The organism is Candidatus Magnetaquiglobus sp. (assembly GCF_058402785.1).
The window spans coordinates 38,612-59,858 of sequence record NZ_JBZVFG010000012.1; the positions used below are offsets into that span (position 1 = coordinate 38,612).

The following is a 21,247-nucleotide window of genomic DNA, read 5'->3' on the forward strand; positions in this document are numbered from 1 at the left end:
TTTCACCGGTATCTGCGGTTCGTGTTGCCGCTGTTTGTTGGGTTTGGGGTTCTGGTGAAGCTGGTACGGTTGGCTTCACCATTCCCGTGCGCTCCGTGCGCGCGAAAAAATTCACCGATCCATTCGGCCATGAGCTGGTTGTCCACGTCAAGTGCCAGACTCTTTCTCGCCATTTCCACCTCGGTACGCTCCTTTTCCGGACGCGGGAGTTCGATCAGGGCCTGCATGTAGGGATGGTCGAACTCCGGATGTCCCTGGATTCCGAGGCTGGCCTTACCCACCTGGAACATCGCGCAGGGGCAGTGGTCACTGGTGGCCAGGGTCTGTCCATCTGGGGGCAGACGGATCACCTGATCGCGATGGGCGAAGGGAAGATGGAGCACGGTTTGGCAAGGCACCATCCAGGGCGTGGGCGCGGTGATCTCGATCCGCCTGGTGCCCAGTCGCAAGCCGCCGTTGGCCCGTTCCACGGAACCTCCCAGGGATTGGGCCAGCAGTTGATGTCCGAAGCAGATCCCCACGAAGGGGTGTGCGGCGGCATGCACGGCGCGGATGAAGGCCATGAGCGGCGGCAGCCATGGCAGGGGATGGTAGACCGAATCGTCGGATCCCGGACAGATGTAGCCGTCGCAGGTACGCACCGAGTCGGGCAGCTTCCCTTCTCTCACCTCGAAGATGCGCAGACGCGCTTCGGGCAGAACTTCGGCCAGCATCCGTTGGTACATCGCCGGGTACTCCCCGAACCGTTCCGTCAGCGGTTTGGGCGGTGTTCCGACACTCAAATAGCCGATTTCCATAGGGGCTCCAGTGTGATCGGTGGATCTTGATCCTCAAACGTGGGGGGTGGCGGCGCGGGCCCTCTCTTTGGAGTGGCCAGCGCCACATGGCAGCACCATCCAATCGGCACCGCGACCGGCAGGATCGACCAGTGGTTGCCGTTCTCCTCCACGGTGCCCCGATTGCCGGTGATGCGCAGGTGCTCCAGGGGAAACGAGAGTCCCCGGCCATCGGCCTTGAGGAGTGCTTCGCCGCGTGTCCAGGCGTTAAAGAAGGCGAGAAACGGCTCCGTCGCCGCTTCGATCTCCTTCCACGCATCGCGGGGGAAGAGCCGTTCGAAATCATGCAGGTCGAGCGGGCGGATCCGTTCGCAATCGATGCCTATTTCACCAACACGGGTCACGGCGCATAGGACCAGACCATCGGTATGGGAGAGGTTGAAGAAAATGTCCTCTGCCACGCTCGGTTTGCCGAACGGACCCAGGCGCCAGGATTCCAGGGTGTGGCCTGGATGGTGTTCGGCGAGCAGCGCCTGTCGCACCAGCCATTTCCCCAGCAGCGCGGCCTGACGATCCTGCCAGCGCTTGTAGCGTTGGATCGTGGGGTGCATCGCGGCGGGAAGGGAGGTCAGCAGTTCTTCCCGAAGGGACTCCGGGAGCGGGGTGGCGTTGTCGGCGGCAAGCACGCGGATCACGCCGGCATTACCCCGCCAGCAGGGTTTTCGAGACGATCTCGCCGATGCGTGGCCACTCTTCGAAAATAAAGAAGTGATCCCCTGGAAAGTGTTCGATGATCAGGGGATGGCGGGTCTCGGCCTGCCACAGCCGCACCAGATCCAGGGTGACGATGGTGTCCCTGGCTCCGGTCAGGGCGGTGATCGGCACGGGCAGGGGGTCGGACGGCTGGTAGTGGTGGGTCTCGACCGCCTGGAAATCGGCGCGCAGGATCGGTTCGAAGTAGTCGATCAGCTCCTGATGAGCCAGCACCTCGCGGGGCAGTCCGCCGTACTGGCTCACTTCGGCCAAAAACGCCTCCTTGGAGAGGCCGTGGATGAGTTTTTTCTTTTTGGGTCGCGTGGGTCCCGCCGCACCCGACACGAACAGATGGCGGGGAGGTTCGACGCCCATCCTGATCAGGCGGCGGATCACCAGGTTGGCCAGATAGGCCCCCAGGCTGTGGCCGATCAGGGCGTAGGGCCCCTCGAGACGGGCGTGGATCAGGTTGGCCAGATCCTCGGTGATGGCCTCGATGGAGGTGAGCAGCGGTTCCTGACCGCGCCGTCCCCGTCCTGGTGGTTCGAGGGGAACGGTGCGGATGAAATCATCCACATGTTTGCCGAGCCCCAGAAACGCATAGGCGTTGCCGCCCGCGTAGGGCAGGGAGAACAGTTGTGTCATGCGGTGGGCCCCGCGTGGTCGTCGTCGATCACCACCTTGCCCATCTCCATCTTGATCAGATGGTCGCATTCGTGGAAGTAGCGATCGTCATGGGTGACGCAGATCAGGGTTTTTCCTCTGGCGCGCATATCGGGCAGGATCTTTTCGTAGAAGAAGGCCCGGAAGGTGGCATCCTGATCCGCGGCCCACTCGTCGAAGATGTTGACTGGTTTGTCTTCGAGCGTGGCGGCGATGAAGGCCAGACGCTTCTTTTGACCGGTGGAGAGGTTGATGTCCGTGAAGTGACCGTCCTGATAGCTGGTTTTGTTCTCCAGTTGCATCAGCCGCAGCAGTTCGTCCAGGGTATCCTCGTCCACGTCCTCCAGGCCGTAGAGGCGATCGAAGAGGTGAAAATCGCTGAAAATCAACGAGAACAGGTTGCGGAACTCCGGATAGTTGGCGCGGTTGACCGGCACGCCGTCGATCAGGATGCGACCCGACACCGGGTAGTAGAGGCCGGTGATCACCTTGAGCACCGTGGATTTTCCGCTGCCGTTGCCGCCGGTCAGGAACAGGATGTTGCCGCGTTTGATGAAGAAGTTGAGCGGTCCGACCGAAAATTCGCCGCCTGACTCTTTGGCGTCGTAGGCAAAGGTGACGTTTTCGAAGCGGATATCCTGGAAGGCGGCCATGCGGTTGGCCAGTCGGACATTGAAGGGTTGGTCGCTCAGTCCCTGGGCATCGAGTTCGCTTTCGAGCTTGTAGAGGTTGCGCACCGCCACATCCGCCAGGGTGAAGATCGGGATTGCGCCCACCAGCAGGTTCACCGGACCGATGATGAACAGGGTCGAGGCGGTGAGTTTGATGACGATGGTGTAGTGGGTGGGTTCGAGTTGCGGCAGAATGAAGACGATGATGGCCAGAAGCAGGTAGAAGGAGACCTGGGAGAACATGAAATCGACCACGAAGCGCAATCCCGAGGTCACCTTCAGCTGTTCGGTTTCCACCGAGATGCGTTCGATGTGCTCGAACAGCCGGTCGCTCTTCTTGGTGTTGACCTTGACCTCCTTGAAGCCGCTCAACAGGTGGTTCAAGGCGTCGAAGAACTCCGACTCCTTGCGGTTGACCGCTTCGAAGGCATCGGCGTTCTTGCGGTTGTTGGCCAGATAGAGGATGCTGCCGGTGCCGAGGGCCACGGTGATGATGAGGAAGCCCACCGGCGAGAGCCAAGCCACGTAGATCAGGGTGGTGACCAGCACGATGGCCGACTGGCTGGCGTTGATGATGATCACCGCCGATTGAGAAATGAGGTTGGCGTCCTGGGTGAGGCGGGTGAACATGCTGGAGCGTCCCATGTTTTCGACAAAGGATAGCTCCGAACGGCGGATTTTGTCGGCGATGCGGATGCGCACCTTGCGCACCGCAGCCTCGACTGCCACGGATGCCGCGCTCAGGGCGAATTTTTTCGTGATGAAGAAGAGCAGGAACGAGGCGATGAAGATCCAGAAATAGTGATCTTTCATCTCCTGGTTGGCCGCCATTTCCGCGCCCGAGTTGATCACCGCCAGCAGAACCGCGCTGGCTGCGCCCGCGATGGTGGTGCTGCCCAGGATGGAGGATTTGGAGATTTCCAGTTCCCGATTGAAAAATTCCAATAATTTCATGATGGGATTTCCAGAAGAGGGCGCAAATTCAGATTCAACGTTCAGGTTTGCATGATAGCGCAATTGCCGCTTGATCACCAGCATCGGTTCACATTTACGACGGGTCTTTCAAGGGAGGGTTTCAAAAAGTCGTTCTCGCCCGGTTGGCGGGGTCCAGGCGCCTCCGGGGGGTATTTGTGTCCAGGCGATTTTTGGGGCCTGCTTTTTGGGCCATGTTCGCGGGAACGTTTCGCCAAAGGCGCGAAACGTTCCCGCTGCCAAGGCTGCGCGCAGCGTTTTTTCGCAAGAGACGCGAAAAAACGCTTTTTTGAGATCGCGCTAAAAGATAAAAGACATTGGATAATAAAAGATAAAGAAAAAACTACGGAGGCTCTGCCTCCGCACCTCCGCCGGGGATCTTGCGGTCCCCGGTCCCCTGCGACAGTGAGGGGGGCTTGGGTCCCCGGCCTCCGCTCCCTGTAACCGTCGTCCCTGAAGGCTGGCTTATCCTTGGGTCTGATCCGTATGCCCGATTCGTTTCAAACGAGGCAACATGGCATTGCCAACCCCGGCCACCAACCCGGTATTGTAGAGCATGATCGATGTCAGTACTCCAAAACGCAGGAAGAAGGCACCCCCCACACAGATGAGACCAGGTACCAGGGTGGTCATGAAACTGGCGTTCATGTTCCGGTCGAACTCGGCGCCCAGTTCAAACAAAGGCAGCAACTGGTTCAAGTCCCCTCCCATCAGCACGATCTGCGCCGAGTCCCTGGCCACGGTGGTGGCGCCGGAAAGAGAGACCGAAACATGGGCCTTTTTCAAGGCGATGGCGTCGTTGATGCCATCGCCGACAAAGCAGACCGAACGACCCTCCTGTTGCAGGCGGATGACCAGCTTGGCCTTGTCCTCGGGGAGCACCTCGGCGAAAACACGCTCGATGCCCAGCTCCCGGGCGAGCATTCGGGTGGGCTGTTCATGGTCCCCGGAGACGATGGCCAGCTGCTTGCCCTGCGCGTGCAACACCTTGATCAGGGATTTGACCTCCGGGCGCACCTTCACCCGCAGTTCGATGATGCCCGACAACCGGTCGTTCACCGCCACATAAACGAACGATGAACCAAGTTCGCCGCCATTGTCGGCATGGCCATGCGGATCCGCCGGCGTGGCGATCCCCTCCATTTGCATGAACCGGTTGCTGCCTACCTTGACCACCTGTCCCTCGAATTCCGCCTGGATGCCGTAGCCCACCTCATATTGGATGTTCTCGGTGGGGGGAAGGTCGATGTGGCGTTCTTTGGCGGCTTGAAGGATCGCCTTGGCGATCGGGTGGGTCTGACGGTACTCGCACGCGGCGGCGTAACGAAGGATCTCGTGTTCGGGATGGAAGTCGGTGGGGCGAATCTGGACGATTTCCGGCTCCACCAGGGTCAACGTGCCGGTCTTGTCAAAGACCACGGTATCGATTTTGCCCAACAGGTCCAGGGAACGTCCGTCCTTGATCAGAATCCCCTCGTTGGCGGCAATGGTGAGAAAATTCAACATGCCCAGAGGTGCGATCAGGCGCATGTTGTAGCCGAAACCGGCATTCAGGACCGCCAGGGATTGGGGGATGCCGGCTGTCAGGGCCAGGCCGCTCATGACGATGGTCGGCAGGACCGCCTCGTCGGCGATGGTCTCGCCGCGCGACTGGATGGCGGATTCGTAGTTGGCGGTTCGATTGAGGATCTCGCCCAACTGGGCGATCACCGTATCTTCCCCGGCTTTCTCCACCCGGTAGTGGATGCGTCCGGAGATCAGCATGGTGCCGGCGAAGACCAACGTGCCGACGGTTTTCTCGACCGGTTTGGCTTCGCCGGTGAGTTGATGCTGGTCCACGCTGCAATCCCCCTGCAGGATGATGCCGTCGGTGGGAATGTACTCTCCGGCATGAACGATCACCGTATCCCCGACCTTGACCTGTTCGATGGGGATTTCGCATTGGATGTGATTGCGCAGGATGAGAACATGTTTGGGTTGCTTCACAAACATGTGGATGGTTTTCTTGCGCGAGTTGTCACGGGTTTTCAGGAGCAGCTTGTCGCTGCCCATCAACAGCGTCACCGCCAGGGAGCAGGCGAAGATGTTGCCGGTTCCCAGCATCGCGGCAATGGATACCATGTCCAGGATGGAGGCGCGAATTTTCTTCTCCTTGAAGATCGCGCGCAGACCATCCTCGGTCAGGGGGGTGCCGACGTAGATGAGACCTGGAATGGCCAGTTTGTCGAGCATCGGAACGCCGGCCATGTTGCTCAGGACGGAGAGGGCCAGGGAGCTGCCGGCGGCGGTCAGGTTTTGATTGACGATCTTTTCTTGGGTCTGACGCGCCCTGTTTTCATCGACCTCCACCGCATCCGCCACGGGAGGCTGGCTGGTCGGCTGGGCGGCGGGCGTTTTTTTTCCGGTACTCTTGGGCGGTGAATTGGGAGGGGGCGTTCGGAGGCGATTGGCCTGGCGTGCCTTGACGGCGGCCACGATGGAAGCGCCCAGAATGACGGCACCAAACCAGATCATGACCGGTCTGCCTCGGATCTTGGGTGAATGGAGGGAAAACGGGTCTGCAAGAAGCGCAGATAGATCCGCAGCTGTGCCGTGTCGAGGGGTGGGCAGGTGATGCGGCTGCCGGACAAGCCCTGCAAGGCGTTGTCGCACCGGAAACGCATGCCGATCGAGGAGATCTCGAAATAGCTCAGATCGGTTCCGGCCATGCCACCGGTGAGAACGGAAAGAATCGGACCGAACAGATTCTCCGCGGCGTGGATCTCCATCCCCTGCAACCGGGCCAACCAGGCGGGATAATCGGTCAAGGTCACGGCATGGCCCAGTTCATTCAAGGCTGCCGCCAAACCGGGCAGGGAGATCGGATCGGGATGGACCAGATGGAACACCCGCTCCGGCGTGACGGCGCGCAGCGACAGATGAATCATGGCCTGGCATACGTAATCCACGGGCACCATGTCCATCGGAGCCTCCAGATTCGGGATGGCCCCCTGGCGCAGGAAGTGGCGCAACAAGCCGATGACGATGCTGTCCGTGTCGGTTCGACCGGTGCGGCTGTGGCCGATCACCCCGCCGGGGCGGTAGATCGAAACCGGCACGCCGCGCGCGCGTGCCTCGTTCAAGAGTTGTTCGGCCACCCATTTGCTCTGGGCATAACCGCCGTGGATGGGCGTATCCGCCTCCAGCCGTACCGCTTCCGGAATGCCCGCATGGTTCACGAATGCGGTGGATTCGAAGATGCCGAGGGTGGAGGTATAATGAACCGGTTTCGTTTTGTGCCGGGTCGCCAGACGGAGAATTTCCACGGTTCCCCCGACGTTGGCCGCCTGGAGGGCCGGGAAGGGGTAGAGAAGATTCACCTCGGCTCCCAGGTGGTAGATCACCTCGATTTCGTGGGCGAGGGTGGCGAATTCCGCTTCGCTCAACCCCAGAAGCGGCAGGGAGAGATCGCCGAGCACCGGAATGATGCGTGGGTCGAGGGTCTGATCGTCGATGAGATCGACCAGTCCGTACTGTTTGAAATGGCGCAACAGGCGCTGTCTGGCCTTTCCCGGCGTCTTGCAGCCACGCACCAGACAGTAAACCCGCGCCCGAGTCTGGCGCAGCAGTTCATCGAGCAGAAAAGCCCCCAGAAAGCCGGTGACCCCGGTCAGGAAGATCCGTTCGGGCATGGAGACCGGCGGCGCGGACGCTTCATGGGCGCGGATCTCTTCGGGCAGATGGACGAGGGATTGCAGTTCACCAACCGTGACCGCCGACAAGGTGGTTCGCGGGGTATCGTCATGGGGCGCGTCATCGATGGCCGCTCCCAATCCGGCGATGGTCGGGTTTTCGAACAGCCGGGTGAGTGGCACCTCCACCTGAAAGCAATCGCGCACCTGCGCGAGCAGCGGCATGATCAACAGGGAGTGCCCCCCCAGATCAAAGAAGCTGTCCGTCCTGCCGATGGGGTGGATGTTGAGGATCTCGGCCCAGATCGTCGCCAGCTTCTCTTCGGTGGCGGTTCTGGGCGGGATGAAGGGGTGTTCGAGCGCGGGCCGTTCCGGCTTGGGCAGGGGCAGGCGGCGACGATCCACCTTGCCGCTCGCGGTGAGCGGGAACGACTCCAGGAAGACGAATGCTGCGGGCAGCATGCTATCGGGCAGATTCTGCCTGAGGTAGTGACGCAGCTTGGGAACCAGGGCCTCGCGGCTTTTCAGGGGGTCGTTGGTGGAGGTCGTCCACGTTCCGGCATGCACCGTTCGCAAACCGGGAAAAAGCCCGGCGTGTACGGTGACCGGCGAGTCGGTGCGTTGCAGCAGCACGTCGTAATGGCCCGGATGGCTGGCATCCGACCAGCACACATGGGCCCGATAGGGCAGCTCCGCCACCAGGTCGGACCACGCCTCCGGCTCGATCCCACCCGGAGGGATGCCCGCCTTCAGGGCGCCGATCGTCCGGGTGGGATCACTCGAGGCCAACGCCTTCATGGCCTGCGCATCCATCCAGAGTCGGGCATTGGGAACCTGGGAGATGGCATGAAACTCCGGGGCGTTTTCGGTCAGGTGCGCGCGCAGGCGCTCCCAGGAGTCGCGTTCCTCCCGCCATGGGGTCCAAACCGGCTCCCGGGTGGGGCGGATCCGCGGTTTTTCCACATGCAGGGTCACGTCGAAACGAAACCGGGTCAGTTCGTTGACCACCCGACCCGGTTTCAACCGGATCTCCACCTGGCCGATGCGTGGGAAGCGGTCGGGCAGCGCGGCGAAGAACTCCGGGCTGAACAGCAGCTTTTTCTCCTCGCTCATGCGCTCGCGGATGCGCTGGTCAAGCTCGCCGACGGTCAGATGGTCCGGGGCCTGATACAGCTGGACCGAGGTGTGGAACAGTTCCAGCAACGTCTGGCTCTGGATGTCCCCCAGAAAGATCTGGCCGCCGGGTTCAACCAGGGTCAGGATCTTTTCCAGGGCAGTGAAAAAATAATCCACCCCTGGAAAGAACTGAATCACCCCGTTCAAGATCACCGTATCCACCGGGTCGATGGCGGGCAGGCTATCCGCCGCCGCCGCGAAAAGGGTGACCGAACCGCCCCAGGGCTTGGTGCGCAGCCGTTGCCGTATGAATTCGATCCCCTCGGTGGCGATGTCCGTGCCCACATAGCGGGCGCAGACCGGCGCGATGCGGAACAACAACAACCCCGTGCCACTACCGATCTCCAGAACCCGACGCGGCGACAACGCCAGAATCCGCGTCACGCCCAGGGTCACCCACTCCCGCACCTGGGATTCCGGCAGGCTGCCCCCCGTATAACTGTCGTTCCAGCCCCCCAGATGGAAATCGTCGTCCCAGGTCTGTCCCGCGGTGCGATAGGCCTCGTCCCAGATTCGTTGCCAGTGGTGGACATGCTCCTCGCCCGCGCGCATGATTTCGGGGGTGCCAGCCGCCAGTCGGGGCACCACATAGGCGATGAGCCGCCTGTCATGGTTGGCATCCTCCTGAGCCACGACCACCGCTTCGCTCACCAGCGGGTGTTGGGCGAGCCGGGATTCGATCTCGCCCAACTCGATGCGGAAACCGCGAATCTTGACCTGATGATCCAGCCGTCCCAAAAATTCGTAGTGACCATCCGGAAGCAAACGGGCCAGATCTCCGCTCTTGTAGAGCCGGCCCGGACCGTGCGGATTGGGGATGAAGCGGTCACGGTTGAGTTCCGGACGCTGCCAGTAGCCGTTGGAGAGGACCAATCCGCCGATGTGAAGTTCGCCGCGCTCGCCTTTGGGCACGATCTGGAGCTTGTCGTTCAGCAGCAGGATCTGACTGTTGGCGATGGGACGTCCGATGGGCGGGAGCCTGGGCCAGCTGGCCGGCGGGCCGCTTAAGGGGTATTCGGTCACCACATGGGTTTCCGAGGGGCCATACTGGTTGATCAGCCGGCAGTCGGCGAGATAGGTGAAGAACTCGACGATGGCCGGGGTGATCTGGAGTTGATCGCCGGCGGTGATCACCTCTTGCAGGGCGCTGGGGACGGTCTCGGTGTCGATGGCCGCCAACGCCAGTTGATGCAGCGCGACCGGGGGGAGAAACAGCCGGTCGATTCGTTTCTCCACCAGAAACCGCAACAGTCCGCGCGCATCGCGTCGCAGCATCGCCGGCATCGTGACCAGCGTGCCGCCCGAACACCAGGTGGAGAAGAACTCCTGGAAGGAGACATCAAAGCTGATCGGCGTGAATTGCAGGGTGCGCCTGGGATCGTGCGAAGCGGCGTTGCCGATCTGCCAGTGGATCAGGTTGACCAGGGGACGGTGGGGCATGGCGATGCCCTTGGGCTGGCCGGTGGAGCCGGAGGTGTAGAGAATATAGGCCAGCGACTCCGGCGTGACGTTGGACGCCGGGTTGTCCGGGTGTTCTCGCGCTTCGAGGGTTTTGTCCTCCTCCAGGCAGTGGACCCGCAAGGCCTGGGTCGGCAGGGCGGTGAGGAATTTTCGTTGCGTCAACAGCACCGGGCAACCAGAGTCCGCCAGCATGTGGGAGAGGCGTTCCAGGGGGTAGGCGGGATCGAGAGGGAGATAGCCATGCCCGGATTTCAGGATGGCCAGCAGCCCCACCGCCAGATGCAGCGAGCTTTCCAGACAGATGCCGACCGGCAGTTCTGGTCCGATTTCCCCGTGGTTCAGCCGATGGGCCAGGTGATTGGCGAGCCGGTTCAACCGGGTATAGGAGACCGACACATCCCCGTCGATCAGCGCGATCGCGTTCGGGGTGCGTTCGACCTGTTTCTCGAAGAGGTGCAAAATCGTGTGATCGTCAGGGAGTTCCCGCATTGCCCCACCACGCGTTCCATCTCGATCGCCGTCTCCCCCCGGAAGGCGTTCGTGCCTGTCGTGTCGTTACCACAAGGAGCCCGCCGCCACGGTGAGATCCTGCATCGTGATCCCCTTCGCCCCCTCCTGGCACAGGAACAGCACCAGGTTGGCGATTTCGGCGGGTTGAATCATCCGTTGTTGCGGATTGGTCTGTTTGATCTCGTTCAGATAGGCCACCGGATCGCGTCCTTCCGTTCGGGCGGTCTGTGCGATGGCGCGTCGCGCCGCGTCGGTTTCGACCCAACCGGGGCTGATCGCGTTGCAGGTCACCCCATGGGCCGCCCCTTCCAGGGCCATGCAGCGGGTCAGGGCCACCACTCCCGCCTTGGAGGCGCAATAGGCCGGATAGGTGGCCGCGCCAACCGAGGCCGCCGTGGAGGCGATGTTGATGATGCGTCCCCATTGGCGTCGGATCATCTCCGGCAGGCACCGTTTGCAGGTGCGGTAGACGCCGTTGAGGTTCACCTCCAGCACCTCGTCCCACAACGCGTCCGGATGATCGGAGAGGGGATGTTCCGGAAAAATTCCCGCCGCGTTGACCAGGATGTCGATCGCGCCGAAGGTTTCGACCGAGGCGCGGTAAAAGGATTCCACCTGATCCGTGGCGCCGAGATCCACATCCAGAACCAGGATCGCCTCCCCCTTGGGGAACCGTTCGGACAGGCCGGAACGTTGCGAGGCGTGACGTGAGCCGATCACCACCCTGGCGCCGGCCTCGGCCAGGGCCAGGGCAACCGCCAGGCCGATGCCCGAGGCGCCCCCGGTGACCATGGCCACGCGCCCGCGCAGAAAGGGGAATGACGGATGGATCCCATCGGACATCGTAACGCTCCATGGAAGAGTCGTTGATGTTATATCAACATGTCGCGGTTATGTCTACTTGTCCAGAAACGCCCACGGGCCATGTCCCCCGACGATCGGGGCGGAGTTGTCCGGGCTCATGCCGTCTTTGGGATGGCCTGCGTCAGTTCGGGGATGGTCTGGTCCGGATGCGCCACGATCGCCTGGAGAAGGGTTTGGAAATTTCTGGCCAGCTGCGCGATGGTGTTCGCTTCGAACCGGTCGGTGCGGTAGGTCAGGGTGCCGGAGACCGCATCCGTCTCTTCCAGCAGACCCCATTCAAGATCATACCACACCCCCAGCCAGGCGGGCAGAAGATCGGGCGCGGCCATCAGACGCAGCCCCCCGCGTTCGATCGGGGATTCCGTGCGCCCGGAGAAGAGCGGCGCCATGTCGCCGTAAAGCGCAAGCGGCAGCATGGTGAACCAGATGTTGCAAAGCGTCTCCCGTTGGAGCTTCAGCCGTCCTTCAAGCCACGTCATCGGAATCCCTTGAAACGCCAGGGCATCCGTCACCGCCTCCCGGACCCGCTGCAAAAGGGTGGGGAACCGGTCGGTCGCCGAGATTTTGGTCCGGATCGCCACCGTGTCGGCAAGGTATCCGACCAGATCGGCCCATTCCGGCATCTCCCGATTCTGCGTGTGGGTGGCCACCAGGATGTCGTTCTGTCCCGAGGCGTGGTGCAACAGGAGCCCGAGGCCGGCCAGCAGCAGCATGTAGAGTGTCACCCCTTTCCGTTTCGCCAGATTGCGCAGCGCGTGTACCAGGGTGGGCTCCAGGTGGATGGGATGACACGCCCCCTGGTGGCGGGTGGGCGACCCGCCGGGGTGATCGGTGGGCAGGTGGACCAGGGGCGGATCATTCGCCAGCCGTTCGCGCCAGTGGTGCCAGGCGCGCTCCCCCTCGGGACCGGCCAGACGGGCGGTTTGCCACTGGGCGAACGCTGCCATCGTCCAGCCCTCGGCGGGCGGGCGGAGGCGTTCGCCGGCGAGTCGCGCCGCGTAACCGGGAAAGAGTTCGTGGATCAGAATGGCGAAGGCCGTGGCATCCACGGCAATGTGGTGGGCGACGATCAGCAGCAGATGATCGTGAAATCCGCGCGTGAACAGATGCCCCCGCACCAGGGGATCGCGAGCCAGATCGAAGGGTCGTCGCGCCGCCGCCTGGATCCGGGCGGTCACCTCCGGCCATGGGGCCATCTGGACGGTGACCGTCTCCAGATGGACGGCGCGGTTTTCGTCCACCCTCTGCACCGGTTCGCCTCCCTGCCGGTAAAAGCGGGTCCGCAAGGCGGCATGGCGGGTGACCAGGTTTTGCAGGGCCCCTTCCAGGGCGATCGGATCCACCGGGGAGAGGATCCGGATCGGCAGACACAGATGCAGGAAGGCGGAGTCGGTCGCGGTTTCGTGCCAGGCAAAGCATGCCTGCTGGTTGAAGAGTTGCGGGATGCCGCGACCCGGAGGGGGCGGGGCGGGGGGCGGCGGGAGGCGCGGCGCGGAAGGGGCCTGGGAGAGATGATCGCTCAACTGGTCGATCGAAGGGTGGCGCAGGGCCACGGCGGCGTCCGCCGCGAGGCGGCTTCCCAATCGGGACAGTTGCAGGGAGTTCAGCCCCAGGTCATGGAAACTCTCCCGGCTGGAGGGCGCGGCGCCGAGCATGTCGGTCAATTCGGCCCGAATCCTCTGCGCCACGCGGTCGCGACGCTCCTGACGCTCCTTGTCGGATTCGAAAGGAGGGGGCGAAGATTCCAAACCTGCACACATGCCGCGCTCCATCTTTTTTGCCGGATCCTGCATCCCCCTGGTTTTCAGGATGCGCTCGTGGGGGTTGGCAGGTTCGCGGCCAGCCAGGCGAGCAGGGTTTTCTTGTTGCGCGAGGCGAGCAGGATCTGACCCTGGCCGGAAAACCGCAATACCACCGCCTCGCCGCTGGTGGCCGCGCTCAGCAGACCGCCCAGCATGCCTCGGGCGCTGTTGGGGGTGGTGATCTCGTGATCGAGTGAGGTTTCCCAGGCGACGATGTGCTCGTTGTCGATGGTGATCGGCTGGCCGGGCTTGACATCGAGCAGGAACACCGAGCCAAAGGCGGCCACGGCCAGCTTCCCCTTCCCCTCGGTCGTCTGGATGAAGAATCCCCCAGTGCCGCCGAAAAAAGCATGGCCCAGGCTCTGCATGGCGTTCGTCACCGTCACCCCGGACTCGCAGGCCAGAAAGGCCCCGTCGGCCAGGTTGAACTGCCGGGGTCCGATCTCCAGAAGATGCATGCCGCCGGGAAATGGCGCGGCCAGCAACACATCGCCCGGACCGGTCTTGGCGGTGATTTTCTGTTGGAAAAGGGTCTCCTCGTTGGCCATCCGGCGCATGATGGCCCCAAACACCCCCTGGTTGCCCAGGGACCCGTCCAGGGTCAGGGACTCCTCCATCATCACCATGGCGTTGGATTCGGCCAGGATCGACTCCCCCTGGCGCAGGGATACATGCAAGAACGGATCGATCTCGCCGGTGATGGTGAATTCGGCCATGATTGCCCCCTTTGGGAAGATGGTTTGGCGGATGCGGGAATCGGGACTTCCATCATGGTCCGGATCCGATGACATGTCCATGCCGGTCATGCGCCTTTCCCGAGGTTGAGAATGGGGTGTTGGGAATTTGTGCCATTGACGTGGTGGGGAGCGATCTTGCAAGATGATCCCTTGGGAAGGGACCGGATGGGCGCGAACCATTCCATGACTTTTATTAATCGCAATGAACGGAGCGCGAGGCGTGATCATGAACCGATTCAAAACCATGGCATTGGCCGGGGTGTGCGCCACCGGTCTTGCGTTGCAGTCCGATGCCCGGGCCGCCGGAGAACAGGGACACTACGTGCATGGGGTGGAGGGGATCAAGGCGGCCTCCCTGCCGCCGCCCGGACTCTACTGGCGGTGGTACAACGCCGTCTACAGCGCCACCAAACTCAAGGACAACCAAGGCAACAACCAGCCGGTCGGGCTCGATCTGGATGTGGTCGCCACGGTGAATCGGCTCATCTGGATGACCCCGAACAAGTTCCTGGGCGCCGATTATGGCATGGACATCATCGTGCCGCTGGTCAACACCGATCTGGACCTGAACAACGTCGGCGGCGGCCTGGACTTCGACCGGTTCGGCCTGGGCGACATCACCATCGAACCGTTGCTGCTCTCCTGGCATGGCGCCCAGTGGGACGCGGCGGCGGCGGTCGGGGCCTACCTGCCCACCGGACGCTACGACAAAACCAATTCCGCCTCGCCGGGCAAGGATTTCTACACCCTCATGCTCACCCTGGGCGGCACCTGGTATCCGGATGCCCGGAAACTCTGGTCCATGTCGCTGCTCTCCCGCTACGAGATCCACTCCAAGAAGGATGATACCGATCTGCGGTTGGGCGACGACTTCCATTTCGAGTGGGGCGTGGGCCGCAAGGTGAGCGATCTGGTGGAGCTGGGGCTGGCCGGCTATGCCCAGTGGCAGGTGACCGATGACAGGGGCTCCGCCGCAGTGGGCGATCCCGCCGTGCACGATCGGGTGTTCGGCATCGGCCCCGAGGTGTCGGCGACCGTCCCCTTCTTGAAAAGCGTGGTGTCGTTGCGGGCCATCAAGGAGTTCGGCGCCGAGGATCGTCCGCAAGGCTCGATCGTCGCCCTGACCCTGACCAAGCCGTTGTGATACGCCGTGGCGCCTGTCGTGAACCGGACAGGCGCGTCGTTCCCGCCGGGGGAGTCTCGTCCCCCGGCGTTACCGGAGGCACCACTCTCCCCAACGCACCATGGAAACACCGGGATGAACACCCCTTTTCAGCGCACCGCCAATCGCCTGATCGGTGGGGTCAGTGGTGCCCTGCGCGGACTGGCCGAGCTGTTGGAGACCGTCGCCGTACAGATCGATCTGAAACGCACCGTGGCCTATGAACTCGAGGATCGGCCCGACGACATCTTCGTCGTCACCTATCCCCGTTCCGGCACCACGCTGACCCAGATGATGCTCTACCAGATGACCACCGACGGCAACATGGATTTTCAGCACATCGGCATGGTGGTCCCCTGGTTCGAGCGGCGCATCATGTCCAATCCGCGGGCCGCCATGGATTATTTCAACGCCATGCCCTCGCCGCGGGTCTTCAAGTGCCATCTGGCCTACGCGGACACCCCGAAAAAACGCGGGAAATACATCTACGTGATGCGCGACGGCCAGGACGTGCTGGTCTCCTATTTCCACTTCTACCGCTCGCATCTGTCGTTTCGAGGCAGCTTCGAGGCGTTTTTCGAGCGGTTCATGCGCGGAGAGGTGCAGTTCCAATCCTGGTTCGATCATGTGCGCGGCTGGTGGGAACATCGCGATGATCCGAACGTGCTGTTTCTGCGCTACGAGGCGGTGATCGCCGATCTGCCGGGCACCGTGCGCCGCGTGGCCGAGTTCTGCGGTCTGTCGCTCGATCCGGAACGGATCCCGGTGATCGCCGAGCGGTGCGGGTTCGCCTTCATGAAAAAACATGAGCCCCAGTTCGACCATACCACCGGCCTGGCCCTGGATCGGGGCTATCAGCTCTCCTCGTTCATCCGCCAGGGGAAGAGCGGCCAGGGGGATCTGTTGATGACCCCGGCGCAGAAAGAGCGCTTCCAGGCCCGGTTCCAACACGATCTGGCGGGAATGGGATCGGATCGGCCTTCCTGAATTTGATGGACGCACAGTCATGGACGAACATCTGAAAGAAAGCGCGCTGGCCTACCACCGCGCCAAGCCGGCGGGCAAGGTCTCGGTGGTGCCCACCAAGCCCATGGCCACCCAGTGGGATCTGTCGCTGGCCTACTCACCCGGCGTCGCCGCCGCCTGCGAGGCGATCATCGCCAATCCCGCCGAGGCCGCGGAACTCACCGGACGGGCCAACCTGGTCGGCGTGATCACCAACGGCACGGCGGTGCTCGGGCTCGGAAACATCGGTCCCCTGGCCGGAAAACCGGTGATGGAGGGCAAGGCGGCCCTCTTCAAGAAATTCGCCGGCATCGACGTGTTCGATCTGGAGATCAACGAACGGGATCCGGACCGCTTCGTGGAGATCGTCGCCACGTTGGAACCTACCTTCGGCGGGATCAACCTCGAGGACATCCGCGCCCCCGAGTGTTTCATGATCGAATCCAAACTGCGCGAACGCCTCAAGATTCCGGTGTTCCACGACGATCAACACGGCACCGCCATCGTGGTGGCCGCGGCGGTGATCAACGGGTTGCACTGCGTCAACAAGCGGCTCGACGAGATCAATGTGGCGGTCTCCGGAGCGGGCGCCGCCGCGATCGCCTGTCTGAACCTCCTGGTGGAGCTGGGGGTCTCGCTCTCCCAGATCACCGTCTCCGATCTGGGCGGCGTGCTGCATGTGGATCGCACCGACCTCTCCCCGGAACAGCGGGTCTATGCCACCAGCCGCAACGTTCGTCACATCTCCGAGGCCATGGTCGGCGCGGATCTGTTTTTGGGACTCTCCGGTCCTCGCGCCATCACCCCGGCCATGGTCCAGACCATGGCCCCGCAACCGCTGGTGTTCGCGCTGGCCAATCCCACCCCGGAGATCACCCCGGACGAGATCCGAAGCGTCTGCCCGGATGCCATCATCGCCACCGGACGGTCGGACTACCCCAATCAGGTCAACAACGTCCTCTGCTTCCCTTTTTTGTTTCGAGGCGCCCTCGACGTGGGTGCCTCGCGCGTCACCGGCGCCATCATGCGCGCCTGCGTGCAGGCCCTGGTTGATCTGGCACGCTACACCGTGCCCGATACCGTGGCCATCGCCTATGCCGAGGAGAATCTCCAGTTCGGTCCGGAGTACCTGATCCCCAAACCGTTCGATCCGCGCCTGATCGTCGAGGTGGCATCCGCCACTGCCAAGGCCGCCATGGAGAGCGGCGTCGCCACCCGCCCGATCGCCAACCTCGAAGCGTATCGTCAGCAGCTCTCCGAGTTCGTGTTCCGTTCCGGACAGGTGATGCGCCCGATCTTCGAACGGGCCCGGCGCTATCCGCGCCAAAGGGTGGCCCTGGCTCAGGCCGAGGAGGAACGGGTGCTGCATGCCGCCGACGAGATGATCGCCGAGGGGATCTGCCGTCCCATCCTGGTGGGACGCGCCGAGGTGATCCTTCCCAAGATCCAGCAACTGCGTCTGCGCATGCAGCGGGATCACGACTACGAACTGGTGGATCCGTCCACCGACTCCCGTACCGAGGCCCTGGCCGAGGAGTATCTCCACCTCATGGAACGGCGCGGGGTCACGCCGGACATCGCCCGTGGCGAGATCGTCAACTCCTCCACCATCACCGCCGCGTTGCTGACCCGTCGGGGGGATGCCGAGGCGATGCTGTGCGGGGCCTCGGGACGGATCCGCGACCATCTGCGGGTGATTCGCGACGTGATCGGACGCGCCGCCGGGGTGGGCCACTTCACCGCCTTGAGCGGGGTGATCCTCGATTCGGGTACCTTTTTCATCTCCGATACCAACGTGATCGCGGATCCGACCGCCGAGCAGATCGCGGAGATGACCCTGCGCGCCGCACGACAACTGCGCCGTTTCGGTCTGACTCCCAGGGCGGCGCTGCTCTCCTCGTCGAACTTCGGCTCCTACCGCGCCCCGCACACCACCAAGATGCGCGACGCCCTGACCCTGATCCACCGCATGGATCCGAACCTGGAGGCCGATGGCGAGATGCGCGCCGACGCCGCCCTCTGCGACGAGATCCGCGAGGCGATCTTTCCCAGTTCCCGACTCAAAGGGCGGGCCAATCTGCTGATCATGCCCAATCTGGACGCGGCCAACATCTCCTGCGACATGCTGCTGACGCTGGGCAACGGGATTCGCGTGGGTCCGATCCTGCTGGGAACCGCCCTGCCGGCCCATGTGATGATCTCCACGGTGTCGGTGCGAGGGTTGGTGAACATGGCTGCCTTTGCTGCCGTGCAGGCCCTGGAACAGAATCTGGGCGCTCCCCCGATCGGCAGCACCACGGATTGATGCACGACGGAGAGATGCGATCGTGGCGATTCGTGGATGGGCGGTCGGGCGTGCCGGGTGGGTGGTCGGGACGCGCTGTCGCGCGGTTGGGGAGCGGTCAGCCGGGTTGGCAGGAACGGGAGCGGGGTGTCGGGCGGATTGGAAAGGGGTTCATCGCGGGATCGGCGGGGTCGGCGGGCGTGGCGCGACCTGAACCGGTGCGCTCTGGAGGGGCAAGGTCGGCTCGGCCTGAACCGGCGCGGGCATGGTTTGGGCCACGGGCGCGGGTTGGGGCGGGGACGGGGCGGGTTGGTTCAGCTTCATCATCGCGAACAGGGCGCCGACCAGCAGCGCGGTCTGGGCGATGAACATGCCGGCGGTCCAGCGGATGATTTCGGCTTTGGTGGTTTCCAGATCACCCTTGGTGGCCAGCTCGTGGGAATCCTCCACTTTCTTCAGCACCGACGCCAGCGCGCGCGCCTGGGCCTCGGCCTGCTGGGCGGGGATGCCACCGGTTTCCAGTTCCTTGACGAAGGCGAGGGTATCGAAGGGGATGGTGATGCCGCTCATGCTCGGTCGCTCCTGGTCATGCCTCGCGATGGGATGATGGGATGATGGGATGATCTTATCAAAGGGAATGCGGCAAGTCCATGAAACTTTGATGATGGGGGTGAGGCGGCGGTGAAGCCAGGTCTGGAAACACGAACGGGGAGCCCGGATGATCCGGACTCCCCGTTCGGTTTGGTGCGTTTGAAAAGCTGGTGTACCATGGAACGCCCGAAGGGAGGTCCATGGTACGGGGGGTGAGGGGGTTCTCCCCCCAGCCTGCAAGTTACCATGGAACGCCCGAAGGGAGGTCCATGGTACGGGGGGTGAGGGGGTTCTCCCCCCATCATGCAAGTTACGGCAGGGTGAGGATCGCCTTCTTCTCGATCACGAAATTGTCGGTATCGCCGGGGGGCAACAGGGTGCCGGTGGTGAAACGGACATCCACCACCGATTTGGCCAGGGTGCTCTTGGCGTCGATGTTCTTGGTGAGGGCGTCCTTGAGCTTCTCTTCGAGGGTCAGAAGATCCATCAGGGTGGTGAGGGTGACCCGATCGCGCTGGGCGTTGTATTTTTCCAGCGAACCCTCGACGCTCGGCCAGTAATTGCGGATCGACTTTTGCGCCAGCTCCACGCTCGGGATGGCGTGCTTGAGATCGTTCAGGCTTTTCTTCACGCTCATCTGCACGGTGCGGGTTTTCTCTTCCAACAGCATGGAGTCACGCATCACCGCCATGCTGCGCTGCTTGACCATCCCCTCGGCGGCATCGTTGCCGAAGGGGTATTCGAAGATCATGCTCACCTTCCAGTTGGGGGAGACGGTGTTGTCGGTGAACCCCTTGCCGACGTTGTTCAGCGTCGAGCCGGAAACATCCCCGCCCATCACGCCCACGGTGCCGTCGGCGGTCAGCTTGGGCATGAGATCCTTTTTGGCCTTGGTGAGCTGGACATTGGATTGATCCTCGACCAGTTTGGCAGCCTTCAGGTCGGCGCGTTCGCCCTGGGCGGTCTGCATCAGGCGCTTGATGAGGGATTTGTCCTCGAAGTTGGCAGAGATCTTCGGGAACTCCTCGGCGGGATACCCTTTGGCGCTCAGTTCTTCCACCGACAGGCCCATGGCCTCGGCCAGGGTGTTCTTGGTTTCGTAGACCTTGGATTTGCCCTCCTCGAGGGCCAGCGATTCGGCGGCCAGACGAGCGGACAGGGTGTTCACCTCATCCTTGTTGCCGCGATTGCCGCGTGCCGTGGCGCGATCCTTGGCGGCTTCGGCCCAGTTGGTGACCATTTTTTCGGAGACGCGCAGGATATCCTGCTTTTCCATGGCCGCCTTGTAGTCCCAGTAGGCCTTGGCCACGGTGCGTATACGGTTGGAGACGGCGTGACGGTACTCTTGCTGCTTGGCCTCGTAGCCGAGTTTCTTGTCCTTTTCGTCCACGGTGGCCTGAAAGGCATCCGAGCCGCTGTTGCGGAGCAGGGGGACGATGACCCGCAGTTCGCTGATGCCGATGTTGGTGGCCCCGGCGCCCTGGGAGGCGATGTCGTAGTAGTTGACCGGATCGGTGCGCATGGCCGTGGCTTTAAGCTCGGTGATCACGCCGACCCGATGGTATTGCTTCAGGGAGGCGGTGGCGGTGCTTTCGTGTTTGTTCTTTTCGATGCCGGCATCGTAGAGGGAGCGCAGTCCACCGGCCATCTCCTTGAGTTCGATGAGATCCTTCAAGTCGGTGGCGGTGAAGTTGGTCGGATCCGTGGCGGCCTTGGCGTTCAGGGCGCGGATCAGGGCGGGTGCCGAAGCGCCGGGCAGGGCATTTTCCTGGAGCTTGAGGGCATTGTATTGGTCGTTCACCCACGGCGGGACCGGGGTGATGGACTGGCCGTTGTCCACGGTGATGTTCAGGGTGGGGTTGAAGGCGCCGCTCTTTTCCTGGTACTCGCCGGCGGCCACTTCGCGCATCCCCTTGGCCATGATCACATCGGCGTTGCTTTCGTTTTCCAGGGAGGTTTTCACCGCGTCCATGATGGGCCAGGGACCGATCTTCTCCTCCGGGGTGGGGGTCATGGTTTTGAAGATCTCTTCCTGGAGACTCCCGGCGGCCAGGGCGGTCGGCGTTTGGGCGAGCAGCAGGGGGAGCAGCGAAGAGAGAACCCATGAGAATCTGATCGGTTGTTTCATAGTGAGCTCGATAGCATGAAG

General features: G+C 62.7%; 14 protein-coding genes. 3 read left to right on the top strand and 11 right to left on the bottom strand.

Annotation, left to right across the window (positions count from 1 at the left end; genetic code table 11):
• Window positions 1–2: 2 nt before the first annotated feature.
• From ACV4UY_RS06250 to ACV4UY_RS06290, 9 genes are all read right to left on the bottom strand, one after another.
• Window positions 3–797, bottom strand: a complete 795-nt coding sequence (locus ACV4UY_RS06250; protein ID WP_491606755.1) for a type 1 glutamine amidotransferase — start codon at window positions 795–797, stop codon at window positions 3–5.
• Window positions 779–1,471, bottom strand: coding sequence for a 4'-phosphopantetheinyl transferase family protein (locus ACV4UY_RS06255; RefSeq protein ID WP_491606756.1), 693 nt, complete (start codon window positions 1,469–1,471; stop codon window positions 779–781). The genes ACV4UY_RS06250 and ACV4UY_RS06255 overlap by 19 nt, the downstream gene beginning before the upstream one ends.
• A 7-nt stretch (window positions 1,472–1,478) precedes the next feature.
• Window positions 1,479–2,174 (bottom strand): thioesterase II family protein, encoded by a 696-nt coding sequence (locus tag ACV4UY_RS06260; protein WP_491606757.1) that lies wholly within the window; start codon window positions 2,172–2,174, stop codon window positions 1,479–1,481.
• The gene (locus ACV4UY_RS06265; protein WP_491606758.1) at window positions 2,171–3,817 is read right to left on the bottom strand and encodes a cyclic peptide export ABC transporter; all 1,647 of its coding nucleotides are present in this window, start codon (window positions 3,815–3,817) and stop codon (window positions 2,171–2,173) included. Before ACV4UY_RS06265 ends, ACV4UY_RS06260 begins: the two co-directional genes overlap by 4 nt.
• Window positions 3,818–4,300: 483 nt before the next feature.
• Complete coding sequence (locus ACV4UY_RS06270; RefSeq protein WP_491606759.1) at window positions 4,301–6,349, bottom strand: heavy metal translocating P-type ATPase; 2,049 nt, start codon at window positions 6,347–6,349, stop codon at window positions 4,301–4,303.
• Entirely contained in the window at window positions 6,346–10,632 is a 4,287-nt protein-coding gene (locus tag ACV4UY_RS06275; RefSeq protein WP_491606760.1) for a non-ribosomal peptide synthetase family protein, read from the bottom strand. Before ACV4UY_RS06275 ends, ACV4UY_RS06270 begins: the two co-directional genes overlap by 4 nt.
• A 66-nt stretch (window positions 10,633–10,698) precedes the next feature.
• Window positions 10,699–11,496, bottom strand: coding sequence for an SDR family NAD(P)-dependent oxidoreductase (locus ACV4UY_RS06280; protein WP_491606761.1), 798 nt, complete (start codon window positions 11,494–11,496; stop codon window positions 10,699–10,701).
• Window positions 11,497–11,612: 116 nt separating this feature from the next.
• On the bottom strand, window positions 11,613–13,277 hold the full coding sequence (locus tag ACV4UY_RS06285) for a condensation domain-containing protein (RefSeq protein WP_491606762.1): 1,665 nt from the start codon (window positions 13,275–13,277) through the stop codon (window positions 11,613–11,615).
• Window positions 13,278–13,321: 44 nt separating this feature from the next.
• Window positions 13,322–14,035 (bottom strand): TIGR00266 family protein, encoded by a 714-nt coding sequence (locus ACV4UY_RS06290; protein ID WP_491606763.1) that lies wholly within the window; start codon window positions 14,033–14,035, stop codon window positions 13,322–13,324.
• A 247-nt stretch (window positions 14,036–14,282) separates the two neighbouring features.
• Here ACV4UY_RS06290 and ACV4UY_RS06295 point away from each other — a divergent pair, with 247 nt between their 5' ends.
• The 3 genes from ACV4UY_RS06295 to ACV4UY_RS06305 all read left to right on the top strand — a co-directional run bounded on the left by ACV4UY_RS06295 (window position 14,283) and on the right by ACV4UY_RS06305 (window position 18,528).
• A complete protein-coding gene (locus ACV4UY_RS06295; RefSeq protein ID WP_491606764.1) occupies window positions 14,283–15,200 on the top strand; it encodes a SphA family protein in 918 nt (305 codons plus the stop codon).
• Window positions 15,201–15,314: 114 nt separating this feature from the next.
• The gene (locus tag ACV4UY_RS06300) at window positions 15,315–16,205 is read left to right on the top strand and encodes a sulfotransferase domain-containing protein (protein ID WP_491606765.1); all 891 of its coding nucleotides are present in this window, start codon (window positions 15,315–15,317) and stop codon (window positions 16,203–16,205) included.
• Between the two features lie 19 nt (window positions 16,206–16,224).
• Window positions 16,225–18,528 carry an NADP-dependent malic enzyme gene (locus tag ACV4UY_RS06305; RefSeq protein WP_491606766.1) on the top strand — a complete coding sequence of 768 codons (2,304 nt, stop codon included), beginning with the start codon at window positions 16,225–16,227 and terminating at the stop codon, window positions 18,526–18,528.
• Window positions 18,529–18,678: 150 nt separating this feature from the next.
• Here the strand turns inward: ACV4UY_RS06305 and ACV4UY_RS06310 are convergent, their stop codons facing one another.
• Both ACV4UY_RS06310 and ACV4UY_RS06315 read right to left on the bottom strand, forming a co-directional pair.
• Window positions 18,679–19,077, bottom strand: coding sequence for a hypothetical protein (locus tag ACV4UY_RS06310; protein WP_491606767.1), 399 nt, complete (start codon window positions 19,075–19,077; stop codon window positions 18,679–18,681).
• A 331-nt stretch (window positions 19,078–19,408) separates the two neighbouring features.
• Window positions 19,409–21,226, bottom strand: a complete 1,818-nt coding sequence (locus ACV4UY_RS06315) for a TolC family protein (protein ID WP_491606768.1) — start codon at window positions 21,224–21,226, stop codon at window positions 19,409–19,411.
• Window positions 21,227–21,247 lie beyond the last annotated feature (21 nt).

Bases quoted from the DNA above. Each gene is read 5' to 3' on its own strand.
- ACV4UY_RS06250 (WP_491606755.1), bottom strand. From the start codon at position 797: ATGGAAATCGGCTATTTGAGTGTCGGAACACCGCCCAAACCGCTGACG.
- ACV4UY_RS06280 (WP_491606761.1), bottom strand. From the start codon at position 11,496: ATGTCCGATGGGATCCATCCGTCATTCCCCTTTCTGCGCGGGCGCGTG.
- ACV4UY_RS06265 (WP_491606758.1), bottom strand. From the start codon at position 3,817: ATGAAATTATTGGAATTTTTCAATCGGGAACTGGAAATCTCCAAATCC.
- ACV4UY_RS06270 (WP_491606759.1), bottom strand. From the start codon at position 6,349: ATGATCTGGTTTGGTGCCGTCATTCTGGGCGCTTCCATCGTGGCCGCC.
- ACV4UY_RS06260 (WP_491606757.1), bottom strand. From the start codon at position 2,174: ATGACACAACTGTTCTCCCTGCCCTACGCGGGCGGCAACGCCTATGCG.
- ACV4UY_RS06300 (WP_491606765.1), top strand. From the start codon at position 15,315: ATGAACACCCCTTTTCAGCGCACCGCCAATCGCCTGATCGGTGGGGTC.
- ACV4UY_RS06305 (WP_491606766.1), top strand. From the start codon at position 16,225: ATGGACGAACATCTGAAAGAAAGCGCGCTGGCCTACCACCGCGCCAAG.
- ACV4UY_RS06310 (WP_491606767.1), bottom strand. From the start codon at position 19,077: ATGAGCGGCATCACCATCCCCTTCGATACCCTCGCCTTCGTCAAGGAA.
- ACV4UY_RS06295 (WP_491606764.1), top strand. From the start codon at position 14,283: ATGAACCGATTCAAAACCATGGCATTGGCCGGGGTGTGCGCCACCGGT.
- ACV4UY_RS06290 (WP_491606763.1), bottom strand. From the start codon at position 14,035: ATGGCCGAATTCACCATCACCGGCGAGATCGATCCGTTCTTGCATGTA.
- ACV4UY_RS06275 (WP_491606760.1), bottom strand. From the start codon at position 10,632: ATGCGGGAACTCCCTGACGATCACACGATTTTGCACCTCTTCGAGAAA.
- ACV4UY_RS06285 (WP_491606762.1), bottom strand. From the start codon at position 13,277: ATGTGTGCAGGTTTGGAATCTTCGCCCCCTCCTTTCGAATCCGACAAG.
- ACV4UY_RS06315 (WP_491606768.1), bottom strand. From the start codon at position 21,226: ATGAAACAACCGATCAGATTCTCATGGGTTCTCTCTTCGCTGCTCCCC.